This is a genomic window from Achromobacter spanius (assembly GCF_003994415.1).
Classification (GTDB): Bacteria; Pseudomonadota; Gammaproteobacteria; order Burkholderiales; family Burkholderiaceae_B; genus Achromobacter; species Achromobacter spanius_C.
Window position 1 is genome coordinate 692,593 of sequence record NZ_CP034689.1, and the last position, 18,688, is coordinate 711,280.

Annotated in this window: 15 protein-coding genes; all 15 read left to right on the top strand. The window is 65.2% G+C overall.

Translation table 11 applies throughout. The annotated features are described in order from the left end of the window. The first annotated feature begins 84 nt into the window (after nucleotides 1–84). Nucleotides 85–1,005: a branched-chain amino acid ABC transporter permease gene (locus ELS24_RS03060; RefSeq protein WP_050447047.1), complete on the top strand. Its 921-nt coding sequence runs from the start codon at nucleotides 85–87 to the stop codon at nucleotides 1,003–1,005. Beyond that, a complete protein-coding gene (locus ELS24_RS03065) occupies nucleotides 1,005–1,970 on the top strand; it encodes a branched-chain amino acid ABC transporter permease (protein ID WP_050447048.1) in 966 nt (321 codons plus the stop codon). Before ELS24_RS03060 ends, ELS24_RS03065 begins: the two co-directional genes overlap by 1 nt. Next, entirely contained in the window at nucleotides 1,967–2,755 is a 789-nt protein-coding gene (locus ELS24_RS03070; protein ID WP_050447049.1) for an ABC transporter ATP-binding protein, read from the top strand. The genes ELS24_RS03065 and ELS24_RS03070 overlap by 4 nt, the downstream gene beginning before the upstream one ends. After that, nucleotides 2,755–3,459 carry an ABC transporter ATP-binding protein gene (locus ELS24_RS03075; protein WP_050447165.1) on the top strand — a complete coding sequence of 235 codons (705 nt, stop codon included), beginning with the start codon at nucleotides 2,755–2,757 and terminating at the stop codon, nucleotides 3,457–3,459. The genes ELS24_RS03070 and ELS24_RS03075 overlap by 1 nt, the downstream gene beginning before the upstream one ends. A gap of 238 nt (nucleotides 3,460–3,697) precedes the next feature. Further along, nucleotides 3,698–5,686 carry a biofilm regulation protein phosphatase SiaA gene (gene siaA / locus ELS24_RS03080; RefSeq protein ID WP_205736954.1) on the top strand — a complete coding sequence of 663 codons (1,989 nt, stop codon included), beginning with the start codon at nucleotides 3,698–3,700 and terminating at the stop codon, nucleotides 5,684–5,686. Between the two features lie 23 nt (nucleotides 5,687–5,709). Next, nucleotides 5,710–6,249, top strand: a complete 540-nt coding sequence (gene siaB, locus ELS24_RS03085; protein WP_050447051.1) for a biofilm regulation protein kinase SiaB — start codon at nucleotides 5,710–5,712, stop codon at nucleotides 6,247–6,249. Nucleotides 6,250–6,289: 40 nt separating this feature from the next. Next, the gene (siaC, locus tag ELS24_RS03090; RefSeq protein WP_050447052.1) at nucleotides 6,290–6,667 is read left to right on the top strand and encodes a biofilm regulation phosphoprotein SiaC; all 378 of its coding nucleotides are present in this window, start codon (nucleotides 6,290–6,292) and stop codon (nucleotides 6,665–6,667) included. Then, nucleotides 6,664–7,464 carry a biofilm regulation diguanylate cyclase SiaD gene (siaD, locus tag ELS24_RS03095; protein ID WP_050447053.1) on the top strand — a complete coding sequence of 267 codons (801 nt, stop codon included), beginning with the start codon at nucleotides 6,664–6,666 and terminating at the stop codon, nucleotides 7,462–7,464. Before siaC ends, siaD begins: the two co-directional genes overlap by 4 nt. A gap of 39 nt (nucleotides 7,465–7,503) precedes the next feature. Further along, complete coding sequence (locus tag ELS24_RS03100; RefSeq protein WP_230694853.1) at nucleotides 7,504–10,077, top strand: sensor domain-containing protein; 2,574 nt, start codon at nucleotides 7,504–7,506, stop codon at nucleotides 10,075–10,077. A 1,232-nt stretch (nucleotides 10,078–11,309) separates the two neighbouring features. Beyond that, a complete protein-coding gene (locus ELS24_RS03105; protein ID WP_127183372.1) occupies nucleotides 11,310–13,661 on the top strand; it encodes a bifunctional salicylyl-CoA 5-hydroxylase/oxidoreductase in 2,352 nt (783 codons plus the stop codon). Beyond that, nucleotides 13,658–14,449, top strand: a complete 792-nt coding sequence (locus tag ELS24_RS03110) for an SDR family NAD(P)-dependent oxidoreductase (protein ID WP_127183373.1) — start codon at nucleotides 13,658–13,660, stop codon at nucleotides 14,447–14,449. Before ELS24_RS03105 ends, ELS24_RS03110 begins: the two co-directional genes overlap by 4 nt. Before the next feature lie 42 nt (nucleotides 14,450–14,491). Further along, nucleotides 14,492–15,349 (top strand): enoyl-CoA hydratase family protein, encoded by an 858-nt coding sequence (locus ELS24_RS03115; protein ID WP_127183374.1) that lies wholly within the window; start codon nucleotides 14,492–14,494, stop codon nucleotides 15,347–15,349. Between the two features lie 2 nt (nucleotides 15,350–15,351). After that, nucleotides 15,352–16,521, top strand: a complete 1,170-nt coding sequence (locus ELS24_RS03120) for an acyl-CoA dehydrogenase family protein (RefSeq protein ID WP_050447166.1) — start codon at nucleotides 15,352–15,354, stop codon at nucleotides 16,519–16,521. A 61-nt stretch (nucleotides 16,522–16,582) separates the two neighbouring features. Further along, the gene (locus tag ELS24_RS03125) at nucleotides 16,583–18,223 is read left to right on the top strand and encodes an AMP-binding protein (protein WP_127183375.1); all 1,641 of its coding nucleotides are present in this window, start codon (nucleotides 16,583–16,585) and stop codon (nucleotides 18,221–18,223) included. 34 nt (nucleotides 18,224–18,257) lie between these two features. Continuing rightward, on the top strand, nucleotides 18,258–18,683 hold the full coding sequence (locus ELS24_RS03130; RefSeq protein ID WP_050447059.1) for an acyl-CoA thioesterase: 426 nt from the start codon (nucleotides 18,258–18,260) through the stop codon (nucleotides 18,681–18,683). The last annotated feature ends 5 nt before the right edge of the window (nucleotides 18,684–18,688 follow it).

Genomic DNA, 18,688 nt, shown 5'->3' on the forward strand with positions numbered 1-18,688 from the left:
ACGCGGCCGGCGCGGGCCGCCGTCCAATGTAGGTTTGAATCGCACGCGCACCGCTCGCAAGGTACGCGGCAGGGGGAAGTGTTCATGACGTTTACGCTGATCGTCGAGCAATTGCTGAACGGTCTGCAGTTTGGGTTGATGTTGTTTTTGATTGCGGCCGGGCTGACCCTGGTTTTCGGCATCATGGACATCATGAATCTGGCTCACGGCTCGCTCTACATGGCCGGCGCCTATGTCGCCGCCGAAACCATGCAGCGCACAGGTTCATTCACCGCCGCCGTTCTGGTGGCGGCCGTCGCCACCGGCCTGGTCGGCGTGGTGCTGGAACTGACGCTGATCCGCCGCCTGGCGCTGCGCGACCACCTGGCGCAGGTGCTGGGCACCTACGCCGTCATTCTTATTGCCAATGACCTGGTCAAGATGATCTGGGGGCCTGCCCCGGTCATGCTGAACATGCCGGCCATGCTGTCAGGACCCGTGCGCCTGATGCCCGACCTGCTGTATCCCGCCTATCGCTTGATGATCATTGTGTTCGGCGTGGCCGCCGCCGCGGGCCTGTACTGGTTCGTGACCCGCACCCGTGCCGGCGTGCTGGTGCGGGCCGGCGCGTCCAACCGCCAGATGGCCACGCTGATGGGCGTGCGCGTGCCGCTGCTGTTCCTGGGCGTGTTCGTGCTGGGCGCCATGCTGGCCGCCGTAGCCGGGGCGCTGCTGGGGCCGATCACCGCCGTGCAGCTTGGCATGGGCGAAGATATTTTGATCCTGGTGCTGGTGTGCATCGTCATCGGCGGCATCGGCTCCATCCGGGGCGCCTTTGTGGGCGCCTTGCTGGTGGGCATGGTGGACACCGCCGGGCGCGCCTTTCTGCCCATGCTGCTGCGCCAGATCTTTTCGCCGGCCGTGGCTTCCAGCGTCGGCCCGACGCTGGCCGCCATCGCCATTTACGTATTGATGGCGGCTGTGCTGGTGTTCCGGCCCTCTGGCCTGTTTCCGGCGCGGGGTTGATGATGAAAAGCACAATCTGGACCGTAATCCTGCTGCTGGCGCTGGCGGCGTTCCCGCTGGTGGCCCCGGCGCTGGACCTGGACTTCTATATTTCCTTCGTGCGCCGCGTGCTGATCTACGCACTGGCCGCGACCAGCCTGAACCTGATCCTGGGCTATGGCGGCATGGTGGCGCTGGGGCACGCGGCCTTCTTCGGCGCGGGCGCGTACGCCGTGGGCATTCTGGCCATGTCGGGCATCACATCGGCGCTGATCGTCTGGCCGGTGGCCATGGTGCTGGCGGGCGTGCTGGCGGCAATCACGGGCGCGATTTCGCTGCGCACCCGTGGCGTGTACTTCATCATGATCACCCTGGCGTTCGCGCAGATGCTGTACTACATCTTCATTTCGCTGCGCCAATACGGCGGGGAAGACGGGCTGAACCTGCCCGGCTATTCCACGCTGCCCGGCATCGACCTGGCCAACGACGTCAGCTTCTACTACCTGGTGCTGGTGCTGTTCGCGGTGTTGATGTGGGTGTTCAGCCGCGTGGTGTCCTCGCGTTTCGGTACCGCCTTGCAGGGCATCCGCGAAAACGAATCGCGCATGGAAGCCATGGGCTATCCGGTCTACCGCATCAAGCTCGTTGCCTTCACGCTTAGTGGCGCCGCGGCGGGCCTGGCAGGTGCGCTGCTGGCCAACCACAACCTGTTCGTCTCGCCCAACCTGATGCAATGGACCCAGTCGGCCAACCTGCTGATCATGGTGCTGGTGGGCGGCATCGGCCTGCGTTGGGGCGGTGTGGCCGGCGCGGTGGTGATGCTGACGCTGGAAGAAGTGCTGCGCATGTGGACCGAATACTGGCACCTGCCCCTGGGCGTGCTGTTGCTGTGCGTGGTGTTTGGCGCGCCGCGCGGTCTGGTCGGCCTGTTCGGCCCGATGTTCGGCGGACGCGCCGTGGCCCAATCCGGCAAGGTGGGATCATGAGCTTGGCATCCAACACCAACAACAACTCGGGCGTGCCGGCCTTGCAGGCCACCGGCCTGGTACGCCGCTTTGGCGCCCTGGTCGCGACCGACAACGTGTCGCTAACCCTGAACCCGGGTGAAATTCACGCCCTGATCGGCCCTAACGGCGCCGGCAAGTCCACGCTGATCCATCTGCTGTCGGGCACGCTGGCGGCGGACTCCGGCACGCTGACCGTGGGCGGGCGCGACGTCACCAGCATGAACGCGCACCAGCGCGTGGCGGCCGGGCTGTCGCGGTCCTACCAGATCACCAACATCTTCAAGCAGTCCAACGTGTTGGACAACCTGGTGCTGGCGGTGCAGGCGCACGCGGGCAGCAGCTTCCGCTTCTGGTCGCCGCGCACGGCCCAGACCGCGCTGTACGAGCAGGCGCGCGAACTGGCGCGGGAATGCGCCATCGACGCCAGCCTGCTGGAACGCCCGGCCGGCACCTTGCCGCACGGCGAGCAGCGCAAGGTGGAGTTCGCGCTGGCCCTGGCCGCGCGCCCCAGCGTGCTGCTGCTGGACGAACCCATGGCCGGCATGGGGCCGGACGAAACTGTGCGTCTGACCGAACTGATCGAAACCCTGCGTGGCCGCGCCGCCATGCTGCTGGTCGAACACGACATGCAGGCGGTGTTCCGCCTGGCCGACCGCCTGTCGGTGCTGGTGTATGGCCGTGTCATCGCCACCGGCACCCCTGACGAAATCCGCGCCAATCCGGAAGTGCGGCAAGCCTACCTGGGCGACGAGGAGACCGCATGATGCTCACCATCGAATCCGCCGAAAGCGGCTACGGCGCCAGCCAGGTGCTGTTTGGTGTGGACCTGCAGATTGGCGCCGGCCAGGTGGTGACATTGCTGGGCAGGAACGGCATGGGCAAGACCACGCTGCTGCGCACGTTGTTCGGGCAACTACCGCTACGTGGCGGCAAGATCCATTTCGCGGATCAGGACATCAGCGGCTGGAGCTCCGACCGCATTGCCCGCGCTGGCGTGGCCATCGTGCCGGAAGGGCGGCAGTGTTTCCCCAACCTGACGGTGCGCGAACACCTGACGGCGTTTACCGCGGCACGCAACCCCGGCATTGGTGAACCCTGGACGCCAGATCGCGTGTTCGATCTGTTTCCGCGCCTGCGCGAACGCGCCCGCAACATGGGCAACCAGTTGTCAGGTGGCGAGCAGCAGATGCTGGCCATCGGCCGCGCCTTGGTCACCAACCCGCGCCTGCTGATCCTGGACGAAGCCACTGAAGGCCTGGCGCCCAAGATCCGCGAAGAAATCTGGGCTTGCCTGGCGCGCCTGCGCCAAGCGGGCCAGACCATTCTGGTCATCGATAAATATGTTGAAAGATTGCTGAGCCTGGCCGACCAGCACGTCATCCTGGAACGCGGCAAGGTTGTCTGGACGGGTGACTCCAAGGCCTTGGATGCCGACCGCGGCCTGTGGGAACGCTATCTGGGCGTGTAGCAATAAAGCCGCAAAACACGCGGGTGAGCGAAAGAAAAACTAGATATAAATCGCAATAAACCGCCATTTTCATTGCTGCGTTGAAACACAGGGTGTCTAGCCCGCATCCTGATGTTTGCACCTGTTTCAATTGCCCCGGCTGTTCTCTACACTTGTCCCGCCAGGCCCATCGCGTGCCTACCGAGCGGGCACGCACGTTACGCAAGTACGTCTTATCAAGCTGTCAGGAAGACTTCGCATGGCGAAATGGGGTTTGCGCAAAAAATCATTAATGGCGCTGTTGTTGGCGTGCGTGGTCGCCCTGGCGCCCGCGGCGGTAATCGGTTGGATGGTGCTGGATGGGGTCAGGGACCACTTCGGACGCGCCTTTGCCGACAACTTCACGCAGTTGAACCGGCAACGCATTCTGGCGCCGGTGTCCCGCGAACTGGCCTTGTCCTTGCGCCTGGCCGACAGCGAAGTCACCCGCCGCTGGTTGCGCGATGAAAGCGACCCGGCCGCGCGCGAATTGTTCTTTCGCGAAGCCGATGGCTACCGGCGCGACCTGCTCGGGCGCGCCTACTTCATCGCCAGCGCCGCCACCGGAAACTACTACTTCAACGACGACAAGCCGCTGTCCGAAGCGCCGCGCTACACGCTCAGCCCCAACGCGGCTGACGACGGCTGGTTCTACGCGTCGTTGAAATCGCCGGCCAAATACAACATCAACGTCAACCCCGACCTGAAGCTGAAGACCACCAAAGTGTGGATCAACGTCCAGGTGCGCGACGGCAACAAGGTGGTGGGGCTGACCGGCGCGGGTCTGGACGTGGGCGGCTTCCTGCGGGAATTCGTCAACAGCGGCCAGCCCGGCGTCACCCCCATCATCGTGGACGAAGACGGCGCCATCCAGGCGCACATGGACGCCTCGTTGATCGCCTACAACTCCGGCGCGGGCGGTGGTGCGGCGGATCGCGGGCGTGTGTTCAACCTGTTGGACGCCGGGCCTGGGCAGGACGAACTGCGCTCGGCCATGCACGCGGCGCAAGCCGACCCGCAATCGGTGCAGACAGCGTGGGTCAGCATGGACGGCACGCGCCAATTGGTGGCGGTGGCGTATATGCCCGAGCTGCACTGGCACGTCCTGACGATGGTGGACCTGGGCGCCGCGCGCGTGCTGGACACCGGCTGGCTGTGGCCGGCGGCTATTGGCCTGGTGGTGTTGTTTGCCGCGATGCTGCTGTGCTTCGGCTACGCCATTGAACGCCTGATGCTGCGCCCCTTGCGCCGCCTGCAGCAATCAGCCCGCGCCATTGCGGACGGCAGCTACGACGTGCGCCTGCCGCCGGGCGGCCAGGACGAAATTGGCGACCTGAGCCGCGCCTTCGGCGTCATGGCCGACAAGGTCCGCCAGCACACGGCCGAACTGGAAACCAAGGTGCGCGAACGCACCTCGGCGCTGGAAGACGCCAACCGCGCCATGGCCGCCGCGCACAAGAAAATTGGCGACTCCATCGATTACGCCAGCCTGATCCAACGCGCCATTCTGCCCGACCGCCAACTGACGCAGTCGCTGGGCGCGCACCATTTCGTGCTGTGGAAGCCGCGCGATGTGGTGGGCGGTGACTTCTACGTGTTCCGCTCCGACGGCGCCAACTGCTTGCTGGGCATCATGGACTGCGCGGGCCACGGCGTGCCCGGCGCGCTGATGACCATGCTGGCGCGCGCCGCCATTGATCTGGCGATCACCGAGGTCGGCCCCGCCGATCCCGCCGGCGTCCTGACCCGTACCGACGGCGCCATTCGCGCCATGCTTGCGGATGCGCAATTGCCACGCGCGCTGGCCACCAATACCGACGCGGGCCTGGTATATATTGACCGCCAATCCAAGCGCCTGCGCTATGCGGGCGCCAAGATCAGCCTGTATGCCAGCGATGGCGAGACCTTGCGTGAAATACCTGGCGGCAAGCGCGCGCTGGGTGACAAGCGGGTCGGCCGCTACGAAAACATCGACGTGCAATTGGAGTCTGGCTGGACGTATTACCTGGCCACCGACGGTTTCCTGGACCAGGCGGGCGGCGAGCACGGCTTTGGATTCGGCAATACCCGTTTTGCGGAAATGCTCAAGAGACACGCGCGCCGGCCGTTAACTGAACAGGCCGCCGCGTTTTCGCAGGCGCTGGCCGAATACCAGGGGGGCCGTCCGCAACGTGACGACATCACCCTGTTGTCTTTCCGTTTCGAATAATTGTTATCAGGGTGGTAACCCCTATGAATGCCTCCGATCTCTACGCGCTGGGTGAACGGTTCAACCAGAACCGCACCCTGCTCTGCTTTAACGGGCCGATCTCCCGCAGCCTGATCGAAGAAATCGGCAACGCGCTCAAGAATTACCTGAATGCGGAACATGCGCGCCCCGCGGAAGCCATGGACGTCTTTTCGGTCTATATCGAAATGATCCAGAACATCCGCCAGTACGCCGCCGCCAATGGCGATGCCGAGGCCAGCGCCACGGTCGTTATCGGCCGCCGCGACGAAAGCCGCTACGTGGTTTCGGCGGGCAACCTGGTCAAGTCCGACGATGGCCACGCGCTGGTCGCCCGCATCCGCGAACTGGCCGCGCTGGACAAGGCGGCGTTGAAGGCCGAATACAAGACACAGTTGCACAAGCCGCGCGCCCAGGGCGTTGCCTCGGGCGCGGGCTTGGGTTTGATCGATATTGCGCGGCGCGCCGGCGCTCCGCTGGAAGCCAGCCTGACGCCCACCGCGCACGAAGGCAAGGCGTTCTTCAGCCTGAGCGTTGTGATCTGAAGGCTCCGCGCGCATCAAAGAATTATTTTCGGAGTATCTGATGAAAGACCTGAACATTCCCGGGACGCAGTCCACGCCCGCCATCACCGCCGACGTCGCCGCCGGCGTGCTGGCGATGCGCGGCGACTCCTATCCCGAGAATTCCTTTGAACTGTTCGGCCCGGTCATTGAATGGGTCGAAGCCTATCTGCTGGGTTCGGCCGCGCCGCTGAGCCTGGAACTGGAGCTGCTGTATCTCAACACCAGCAGCATCAAGTCCGTCATGGACATCTTTGACCAGCTCGAAGCGGCCCATTGCAAAGGTCGCGAAGTCAGCGTCACCTGGTTCTACGACAAGCGCAATGAACGGGTCGGCGAGCTGGCCGAGGAATTCAAGGAAGACTGCACCTTTCCGTTCTCGGTGGTTGGCCGCGAATGAAGCCGGGCGCCGCCGACCTGGATCGCCGCATCACTGAGCTGCTGGCTGACCCCGCTCATGCCGGACACCCGCTGCGCGAAGCGCTCGAGGCGCTGTGGCGGCATACGGCGGACCAGATGGCGCGGATTCAGCGCATCACCCAGTTGTCGGACGCCTATCAATCCATGGCGCACGAGCGAGAGCTGGGCCTGTGCGACCAGTTCGAGCGCCAACTGCGGCGCTTGACGCGCATTGCGCGCATCTCCGACCACTACCAGAACATGATGCGCGACCTGAACACGGCGCTTGCGGAAACGTCCAGCCGCGATCCGCTGACCGGCTTGCTTAACCGACGCGCACTGATGGACATGATCAAGCAGGAAGTCGAGCGCGCCGCGCGCAGCGGAGAGAGCTTTGTGGTGGCCATGCTGGATGTGGACCACTTCAAGGCGGTCAATGACCGTTACGGCCACGAAACGGGCGACCGCGCCCTGGTCGAACTGGCGGGCGTGCTGGGCGAAAGCCTGCGTGAATACGATATGTGCGGCCGTTGGGGCGGCGAGGAATTTCTGGTGATGCTGCCCAACACCCAACCCGAAGCCGCCCAGGGCGTGATGGACCGACTGGTTGGCGCCGTGCGCGGGCTGGTGGTGGCGGCGGGCGAAAACGACGTATTGAGGCTGACGGTCAGCATTGGCATGGCGCATCACCAGTTGGGTGAAACCTTCTCGGAAACGCTGAGCCGCGCTGACCAGGCGCTGTATCTGGCCAAGCAGGACGGACGCGATCGTGTCGCCCTTGGTTTTCCCAAGCGCTGAATGAAACCGGAACAGCTGTATTCCGGTATGGAGCCCCTTATGCTTGACACTCAAGCAAGCGTTTCAAGCGCGGGCCCCCAGGGCGCCGCGTGGCAGGCCGACAATTACCTGGCGTCGATGGACCGGACGCTGTTGCTGTTTGATTTCGATGCGGACGGCGTGCTGTTGAACGCCAACGCCAATTTCCTGGCCGCCATGGGCTACACCCTTGAGGAGGCCTTGCGGCTACGCCATGACATGCTGTGCGACAGCATGGACGAAGGCAAGGGCATCGCCAGTGGCGAGGAAGTGTGGGCCCGCCTGCGTCGTGGTGAACACTTTTCGGGCACCTGCCGCTACCGCGCGCAAGACGGCGCCAGCCTGTGGATCGAAGCCACCTATCTGCCCATGGCAGGCGATGACGGTGTGACCGCCCGCGTGTCGGTCGTGTCTCGCAAATCCATCGCCGACGCCGAACGCCAGGAAGAGATCCGCCTGCTGCTGCTGGGCATCAACGAAACTGGCAACGCGGTCGCGGTATCCGGGTCTGACGGCCGCATCGTCTACGTGAACGATGGATTCCAGCGCATGCTGGGCTTTGCGCGCGGTGACGCGCTGCATCAGGAACTGGGCGAGTTGCTTGCCGGCGGCCGCCCTGACGGCGGCACCCGCGAAGAGCTGGACCGCCGCATTGCCTGCCGCGAAGGCTTCCACAAGGATGTGCTGGTCTATGACCGCTGCGGCAAGCCGCTGTGGGTGTCGGTCATGGCCAATTCGGTTTTTGACGACCGTGGCACGCTCGTCAATATCGTTGACGTGCTGACCGACATCACGCCCACCAAGGTGCATGAGGTGCTACAGCGCCGCGTGCTGCAGGCCATGGTCAACGAGGCCTCGGTGGTTGAGGTCATGAACATGGTGTGCCGCGAGGTCGAGCGCCTGGCGCCCGAAGTGGCCGCCACGGTTTTGCGCGTGGATGACACCGGCCATTTGCGACACCTGGCCGCGCCCAGCATGCCGGATGCTTATTCGAACGCGTTGGACGGCGTGAAGATCGGCCCGCAAGTGGGCGCCTGCGGCACGTCGGCGTTTCTGGGCCGCCCGGTCATCGTGCCGGACATCGCCACCGATCCGCTGTGGGACGAGTACCGCCATCTGCCCTTGCCGGACGACATCAAGGCGTGCTGGTCGTCGCCCATCAAGTCCAGCGATGGCCGCGTGATCGGCACCTTCGGCTTCTATTTCCGCGAACGCCGCCTGCCTGATGATTTCCATCATCGCCTGGTCGACGTGTGCGTGTACCTGTGCGCGCTGGCGCTGGAACGCGAGGAGGCGCGCGCCCGCATCCGCCAGTTGGCGTTCTATGACGAGCTGACAGGCCTGCCGAACCGCAACCTGCTGCTGGCGCAAGCCGAGCAGGCGATTGCGCGCGCCGAGCCTGATCGCAAGCGGGTGGCGGTGCTGTTCCTGGACCTGGATCGTTTCAAGCAGGTCAACGACACGCTGGGTCATCCCGTGGGCGATGCGCTGCTGCGCGATGTGGCGCAACGCCTGCGCCGCCTGGCGCGCGCGTCGGACATCGTCGGCCGCCTGTCAGGCGACGAGTTCGTGATGCTGATGCCGGACTTTGAACATGGCCGTCTGACCGCGGCCGCCGAGCACGTGCTGGTGGCATTGGCCCAGCCGTTCTCGGTGGGCGGCATCACACTGAACCCGTCGGTCAGCATCGGCATCAGCGTGTTCCCGGAAAACGGGCGCGACATGGATACCCTGTTGCGCCACGCGGACATGGCCATGTACCAGGCCAAGACGGCGGGCCGCAACCGCATTTCGTTCTTCAGCGCCGAAATGAACCGCCAGGCGCAAGAACGCCTGGCCCTGGAAGCGGCGCTGCGCGATGCGCTGGAAGCCAAGGCGCTGCGTTTGCACTATCAGCCGCAGGTGGGCTTGAAGAACGGCAGCCTGTATGGGGTGGAGGCGCTGGCCCGCTGGCGTCATCCCACGCTGGGCGACATTTCGCCGGCGCGCTTCGTGCCGCTGGCCGAGGAATGCGGCCTGATCGGCGACCTGGGCGACTGGGCGCTGCGCGAGGCGTGTTCGCAACTGGCGATCTGGCGCCACAACGGGTTGCGGGTGCCGTCGGTGTCGGTGAACTTGTCGGCGACGAATTTCCACAACCTTAACCTGCCACGCATGATCGCGGCGACCCTGGCCGAGTTCGGCTTGCTGCCGGCGGATCTGATGCTGGAGATCACCGAAGGCGTGGTGCTGGACGCCACGGCCGGCACGCTGCGCACCATTGCCGAGCTGCATCGGCTGGGGGTGCGGCTGTCGATGGATGACTTCGGCACGGGGTATTCCAGCCTGGGGCACTTGCGGCGCTTGATCGTGGATGAGTTGAAACTGGACCGCAGTTTCGTGCAGGGCCTGGAAAGCGACGATGCGGCGCGGGCGCTGACCAGCGCCGTCATAAGGATCGGGGAAAGCCTGAGCCTGCCGGTGGTGGCGGAAGGGGTCGAGAATGAGGAGCAGCGCAGGTTCTTGATCGAGCAGGGCTGCGCGGCGGGGCAGGGGTTCCTGTTTTCACCGCCGTTGCCGGCGGAGGAACTGGAGGAGTGGCTGCGGGGCAGGTAGGAATACGTCTCGTAGGATGGGTGAAGGGCGCGAAGGCGGCCCCGCGAACGCAGAAGCCGATCGCACGTAACCCATCTCCGCTGACGGTATGTCTTGGGTTGGGGCGCTGCTGATGGGTTCGCGCGCTGGGGCTGTTGTTCTTCTCTTCATGTGTGCGCGCCACACCCATCCTACGGGGCCGCGTCGGACGTTGTCTTGGGGCGGGGCACCGCTGATGGGTTTGCGCGCTGGGGGCTGTTGTTCTTCTCTTCATGTGTGCGCGCCACACCCATCCTACGGGCCGCGTCGGACGTTGTCTCGGGTTGAGGCGCCGCTGATGGGTTCGCGCGCTGGAGGGCGTTGTTCTTCTGTTCATCTGTGCGCGCCACACCCATCCTACGGGGCCGCGTCACACGGTGTCTCGGGGCGGGGCACCGCTGATGGGTTTGCGCGCTGGGGGCTGTTGTTCTTCTGTTCATCTGTGCGCGCCACACCCATCCTACGTGGCCGCGTCGCGCGTTGTCTCGGGGCGGGGCACCGCTGATGGGTTCGCGCGCTGGGGGCTGTTGTTCTTCTCTTCATGTGTGCGCGCCGCACCCATCCTACGGGCCGCGTCGGACGTTGTCTCGGGGCGGGGCACCGCTGATGGGTTCGCGCGCTGGAGGGCGTTGTTCTTCTCTTCATGTGTGCGCGCCGCACCCATCCTACGGGCCGCGTCACACGGTGTCTCGGGGCGGGGCACCGCTGATGGGTTTGCGCGCTGGGGGCTGTTGTTCTTCTGTTCATCTGTGCGCACCACACCCATCCTACGGGCCGCGTCACACGTTGTCTCGGGGCGGGGCACCGCTGATGGGTTTGCGCGCTGGGGGCTGTTGTTCTTCTCTTCATGTGTGCGCGCCGCACCCATCCTACGGGCCGCGTCGGACGTTGTCTCGGGTTGGGGCACCGCTGATGGGTTCGCGCGATTGAGGGCGTTGTTCTTCTCTTCATGTGTGCGCGCCACACCCATCCTACGTAGGATGGGTGAAGTGCGGGAAGGCCTCCCCGCGAATGGCGGCGCCCAGCGCACGTAACCCATCTCTTCCCCGCCACCAAAGCGTCCCCCATTTCAATCCCACCTAATAGCTTTCCCCCATTTGCGAACCCCTTGCTTCAGGTATATATTTCAAGCCTAAACTATCCAGACCTAAATATCCGCGGCGCCTCGCTCCCGATAAATGAGCGACTGTCGCGTACCTCGGAGCGTTACGGCAATGAAAATAGTCTGCATCGGCGGCGGTCCCGCCGGCCTGTATTTCGGTCTGCTCATGAAACTGCAGAACCCCGCCAACGACGTCACCGTCATCGAACGCAATCGTCCGTATGACACTTTTGGATGGGGCGTGGTGTTCTCCGACGCCACCATGCAGAACCTGCGCGAGGCAGACCCCGTTTCCGCTCAGACCATTGGCGACGCGTTCAACCATTGGGATGACATCGACATCCACTTCAAGGGCCGCAGCATCCGCAGCAGCGGCCACGGCTTTATCGGCATTGGCCGCAAGAAGCTGCTGAACATTCTGCAGGCGCGTTGCGAAGACGTGGGCGTGAAGCTGGTGTTTGAAAACTTCGTCCAGGACGACCAGGCCATCGCCCGCGAATACGACGCCGACCTCGTCATTGCCTCCGACGGTATCAACAGCCAGGTCCGCACCCGCTACGCCGACACCTTCCACCCCGACATCGACCAGCGCCGCTGCCGCTTTGTCTGGCTGGGCACGAAGAAGGTGTTCGACGCCTTCACCTTCGCCTTCGTCCAGACCGAACACGGCTGGTTCCAGGCGCATGCCTACCGCTACGAAGACGGCATGTCGACCTTCATCGTCGAAACGCCCGAGGAAACCTGGCAGGCTGCCGGCATCGAACAGATGAGCCAGGAAGACGGCATCGCCTACTGCGAAAAACTGTTCGCGCCCTGGCTGGACGGCAATGCGCTGATCAGCAACGCCACGCACCTGCGCGGGTCCGCCATCTGGATTCGTTTCCCGCGCGTCATCTGCAACACCTGGGTGCACTGGAACACGCTGGACACGGCGCGCGGCCAGCGCCGCGTGCCTGTCGTGCTGATGGGCGATGCCGCGCACACCGCGCACTTCTCCATCGGCTCCGGCACCAAATTGGCGCTTGAAGACTCCATCGAACTCGCGCGCTGCCTGAGCGGCGCCGAAGGCAGCGTTGAAGCGGGCCTGAAGCACTACGAGGAAGTGCGTAGCGTCGAGGTCCTGAAGATTCAGAACGCCGCCCGCAACTCCACCGAGTGGTTCGAAAACGTCGAGCGTTACGCCGAACTGGAACCCGAGCAATTCGCCTATTCCCTGCTGACCCGCTCGCAGCGCATCTCGCACGAAAACCTGCGCTTGCGTGACCCGGCCTGGCTGGAAGGCTTTGAGCGTTGGATCGCCGAACGCGCCGGCGCACCGGCAGCCGCCGGCCAGCGTCCCGCCATCCCCATGCTGACGCCGTATCAGGCGCGCGGCGTGCGCTTGAAGAACCGCATTCTGGTGTCGCCCATGGCCATGTATTCCTGCACCGACGGCGTGCCGGGCGACTTCCACCTGGTGCACCTGGGTGCGCGCGCCATGGGCGGCGCCGGCCTGGTCATGGTGGAAATGACCTGCGTGTCGCCGGACGGCCGCATCACCCCGGGCTGCCCGGGCTTGTGGAACGACGAGCAGACGCAGGCGTTTGCCCGCATCGTGGATTTTGTGCATGGCAATAGCGACGCCCGCATCGGCGTGCAGCTTGGCCATGCCGGCCGCAAGGGCTCCACGCAACTGGGCTGGCAGAAAATCGATCACCCCTTGGCCGAGGGCAATTGGCCGCTGTTGTCGGCGTCCGCCTTGCCGTACATCGAAGGCGTGTCGCAAACGCCGCGCGCCATGACGCGCGCCGACATGGATGACGCGCGCGACAACTTCGTTGCCGCCGCCCGCCGCGCCGAGCAGGCCGGTTTTGATTGGCTTGAACTGCACTGCGCCCACGGCTACCTGCTGTCCAGCTTCATCTCGCCGCTGACCAACCACCGTGACGACGAATACGGCGGCAGCCTGGAAAACCGCCTGCGCTATCCGCTGGAAGTGTTCAAGGCCGTGCGCGCCGTCTGGCCCGAAGACAAGCCCATGTCGGTGCGGATCTCCGCCAGCGACTGGGTCGAAGGCGGCATCACCGCTGATGACGCGGTGGACATCGCGCGCTACTTCAAGGCCGCCGGCGCCGACATGATCGACTGCTCGTCCGGCCAGGTCAGCAAGGAAGAAAAGCCCGTCTACGGCCGCATGTTCCAGACCCCGTTCGCCGACCGCGTGCGCAACGAAGCGGGCATCCCCACCATTGCGGTGGGCGCCATCTTCGAAGCTGACCACGCCAACGGCATCATCGCGTCGGGCCGCGCCGACCTCTGCGCCCTGGCGCGTCCCCACCTGGCCGACGCGTCCTGGACGCTGCGCGAAGCCGCCCGCGTGGGCTACCGTGACATCGCCTGGCCCAGCCAGTATTTCGCGGGCAAGCGCCAACTGGAAACCAACTTCGAACGCGCCGCCGCCATGGCGCAACTGGACATCAAATGACGAGTCTTGCGCAACCCCTGGCCGGTCGCCACGCGCTGGTGACGGGCGGTGCGCGCGGCATCGGGCTGGCCAGCGCGCGGGCGCTGCTGGCGCGCGGCGCGCGTGTCACGCTGCTGGGCCGCGATGGCGCGGCGCTGGATGCCGCCGCCGACAGCCTGGCCAGCCTGGGGCAGGTGCAGGCCGTCAGCGCCGACATCGCGGACGAAGCCTCGGTGCGTACCGCCTTTGCCCAGGCCGAAGCCGAATTTGGCCCGGTGCTGGTGCTGGTGAACAACGCCGGCCAGGCCGTCAGCCAACGCTTTGACCGCACCGACGCCGCGCTCTGGCACCAGATGATTGCCGTCAACCTGACCGGCACGTTTCACTGCATCCAGGCCGCGCTGCCCGGCATGCTGCAAGCCAAGTGGGGCCGCGTCATCAACGTGGCCAGCACCGCCGGCCTGATCGGCTACGGCTATGTAAGCGCTTACTGCGCCGCCAAGCACGGCGTGATCGGGCTGACCCGTTCGCTGGCGCTGGAAACCGCGCAAAAGGGCGTGACCGTGAACGCCGTCTGCCCCGGCTATACCGAAACCGACATCGTGCGCGGCGCGGTTGCCAACATCGTGGAAAAAACCGGCATGACGCCGGACGCCGCCCGCGCCAAACTGGCCGAGCGCAACCCCCAGGGCCGCCTGGTGCAGCCCGACGAAGTGGCCGAGACCGTGGCCTGGCTGGCGCTGCCGGCATCTGCCTCGGTCAATGGGCAGGCGATCGCCGTGGACGGCGGCGAAGTGATGACCGGCTAAGCCCGGCGCCCCATCAACCCCTGGATAAAGAACGGAGACACCATGAGCACCCAGTCCGAAGAGCACACCATGAAGCACCACAAGCGCCCGCTGGCCGGCTATCAGGCCAAGACGTTCCTGTGGGAGGTGTCGGCCGACGGCAAGATCGGCACGGTCACGCTGAATCGGCCCGAACGCAAGAACCCGTTGACGTTCGATTCCTACGCCGAACTGCGCGACCTGTTCCGCTCGCTGGTGTATGCCACCGACGTCAAGGTGGTGGTGGTGACGGGCGCGGGCGGCAACTTCTGCTCGGGCGGTGATGTGCATGAAATCATTGGCCCGCTGACCAAGATGAGCATGCCCGAACTGCTGGACTTCACCCGCATGACGGGCGATCTGGTCAAGGCCATGCGCGCCTGCCCGCAGCCCATCGTGGCGGCGGTGGACGGCGTGTGCGCGGGCGCGGGCGCCATGGTGGCGCTGGCCGCCGACATGCGGCTGGGCACGCCCGCCGCGCGCACCGCCTTCCTGTTTACCCGCGTGGGCCTGGCCGGCGCCGACATGGGCGCCTGCACCTTGCTGCCGCGCATGATCGGCCAGGGGCGCGCCTCTGAACTGCTGTACACCGGCCGCGCCATGACGGCTGACGAAGGCGCAAGCTGGGGTTTCTTCAACGCGCTGCACGATTCCGCCACCTTGGCCGAAGCCGCGCAGACGCTGGCCGCGCAACTGGCCGCCGGCCCCACCTTCGCGCACGGCGTCACCAAGAAGCTGCTGCATCAGGAATGGAACATGGGCGTGGACGAGGCCATCGAGGCCGAAGCCGAGGCCCAGGCCATCTGCATGCAGACGCGCGATTTCCACCGCGCTTACGAGGCCTTCGTGGCCAAGCAAAAGCCCGTCTTCGAGGGGAACTGATGATGCGTGACGCAAGCTGGTTGGACTGGCCCTTTTTTGACGACGCGCACCGCAAGCTGGCGCACGACGTCGACGCCTGGTGCGAAGCGTCCTTGGGGGATGTCGACCATCACGACGCCGACGCGGCCTGCAAGAAACTGGTCAAGGCCATGGGCCAGGCCGGCTGGCTGCGCTACGCGGTGGCGGGTGGCCCGGGCGGCGCCTGGGGCGGCGCCTTGCCGGAAGTCGATTCCCGCGCCGTCTGCATCCTGCGTGAAACCTTCGCCCGCCACGAAGGCCTGGCGGACTTTGCTTTCGCCATGCAGGGCTTGGGCAGCGGCGCCATCTCCTTGATGGGCTCTGACGAACTGCGCCAGCACTACCTGCCGCGTGTGGCGCGCGGCGAAGCCATCGCCGCCTTCGCGCTGTCTGAACCCGACGCGGGCTCGGACGTGGCCGCGCTCGCCTGCGAGGCCAAGCTGGACGGCGAGCATTACGTGCTGAACGGCGCCAAGACCTGGATTTCCAACGGCGGCATCGCGGACTTCTACGTCGTCTTCGCCCGCACCGGCGAAGCGCCGGGCGCGCGCGGCATCAGCGCCTTCGTGGTGGATGCCGACACTCCGGGCTTCGAGGTCAGTGAACGCATCGAACTGATCGCCCCGCATCCGCTGGCCACCATCACCTTCGACAACTGCCGCATCCCGGCCTCGCATCGCCTGGGCGATGCGGGCCAGGGCTTCAAGCTGGCCATGATGACGCTGGATATTTTCCGCGCTTCGGTGGCGGCAGCCGCGCTGGGGTTCGCCCGCCGCGCGCTGGATGAAGGCCTGGCGCGCGCCAAGTCGCGCCGCATGTTCGGCCAGACGCTGGCCGACCTGCAACTGACGCAAGCGGCGCTGGGCGACATGGCAACCGCCATCGACGCGTCGGCGCTGCTGACGTATCGCGCCGCGTGGATGCGCGACGTGCAAAAGCTGCGCACCACGCGCGAAGCCGCGATGGCCAAGATGACGGCCACTGAATCGGCGCAGACCGTGATCGACCGCGCCTTGCAGATGTTTGGCGGCGCGGGCGTGGTGTCGGGGATGCCGGTGGAGAAGCTTTACAGGGAAATCAGAGCGCTGCGTATCTACGAAGGCGCCACCGAAGTGCAGAAGTTGATCATCGCCCGTGAACTGCTGAAGGCGTAAAGGGCCATCGAGCTCTCGCCATCAGCACAGCAAACCACAACGCACAAGCAAGGGGAATTTCATGGAAGTATCCGCCCACACCGACACCTTCGCCCGGGACAATCTACCCCCGGGCGATCAATGGCCTGAATTCTTGCTTGATGGCCCCGACGTGGCCTACCCCAAGCGCTTCAACTGCGCCGTTGAACTGGTGGATGCCATGGCTGAACGCGGCTTCGCCGACCGCGTGGCGCTGCGCTGGCGCGATGGCGAGAAGCAGGCCACGATGACCTATCGCGAACTGGCCTCGCTGACCAACCGCATTGCGCGCGTGCTGACCGAAGACATGGGCCTGGTGCCCGGCAACCGCCTGCTGCTGCGCGGCCCGAACAACCCGATGATGGCGGCGTCCTGGCTGGCCGCAATCAAGGCGGGCCTGGTGACGGTGCCCACGATGCCGCTGCTGCGCGCCAAGGAACTCAAGCAGATCATCGAGAAGGCCCAGATCCAGGCGGTGCTGTGCGATGCGCGCCTGAAGGAAGAAGCCGGGTTCTGCGTTGAACCTGGCCACGAGCATCATTGCCCGCAACTGACCAAGGTCATGGTTTTCAACGACGCCGCGCCCGATGCGCTGGATGCGTTGGCCGCGGCCAAGCCCGACGATTTCACGGCTTGCGACACGGCCGCCGACGACGTCTGCCTGATCGCCTTCACCAGCGGCACCACGGGTTCGCCCAAGGGCTGCATGCACTTTCATCGCGACGTGCTGGCGATGTGCGACCTGTTCCCCAAGCATGTGATCAAGCCGGGTCCCGACGACATCTTCTGCGGCACGCCGCCGCTGGCCTTCACGTTTGGCCTGGGCGGCCTGCTGTGCTTTCCGTTGCGCGTGGGCGCCAGCACCGTGCTGGCCGAAAAGCTGTCGCCGGAAAGCCTGCTTGAACTGATCCAGGACTTCCGCGCCACCATCGTCTTTACCGCGCCGACGTTCTATCGCCAGATGGCCGCGCTGGTCGGCAAGTTTGATCTGTCTTCGCTGAAGAAAAGCGTGTCGGCCGGCGAAGCGCTGCCGGACGCCACGCGCCAGTTGTGGAAAGAGGCCAGCGGCATCGAGATGATCGACGGCATCGGCGGCACCGAAATGATCCACGTGTTTGTGTCCAGCCCGCCCGAAGCCGTCAAGCGCGGCGCCATTGGCAAGGTGGTGCCCGGCTATGTGGCGCAGGTGGTGGACGACGACATGCAGCCCGTGCCCAACGGCACGGTGGGCCGGTTGGCCATCAAGGGCCCCACGGGCTGCCGCTATCTGGCGGATGACCGCCAGCGCCGCTTCGTGCAGCAGGGCTGGAACTTGCCGGGCGACACCTTCATGCAGGACGACGACGGCTATCTGTACTACCAGGCGCGCAATGACGACATGATCGTCTCGGCGGGCTACAACATCGCCGGCCCCGAAGTGGAAGACGCGCTGCTGCGCCACGAAGCGGTGGCGGAATGCGGTGTGGTCGGCGCGCAGGACGAGGAACGCGGCCAACTGGTCAAGGCCTTCGTGGTGCTCAAGCCGGGCTTTGCGCCCAGCGACGCGCTGGTGGCAGACATGCAGGCGTTCGTGAAGGCCAGCATCGCCCCGTACAAATATCCGCGCGCCATCGAATTCGTGGCCACGCTGCCCCGTACCGAAACCGGCAAGCTGCAACGCTTTGCGCTGCGCCAGATGGCTTGAATCGGATGTTCAGATAAGTAATCAGGAAATCATCATGTCCGCAGCTTTCACCAGCCAGGTAGAAGTCCGCTTCCGTCATTGCGACCCGGCGGGCATTGTCTTCTATCCGCGCTATTTCGAGATGATCAATGACTTTGTCGAGGAATGGTTCGACAAAGGCATGGGCCTGCCGTTTCATGCGCTGCATGTTGATCGGCATATCGGTACACCGATGGCCTCGGTCACCTGCGATTTCAGCGCGCCCAGCCGCTGGCATGAACGCTTGCGCCAGACGCTTGAGGTACAGCGCATTGGCGGCGCATCGTTCAAGGCGCTGGTGCGCTTCGAAGGCCCGGACGGACAGTTGCGCTTGTCGGCCACGCTGACGATCGTGACCGTGGATTTACGGACGATGAAGTCCATGCCCATGCCTGCCGACCTGCGGGAACGCATGCAGGCTTATCTGGTTCCCGCGGCGTAAGGCCG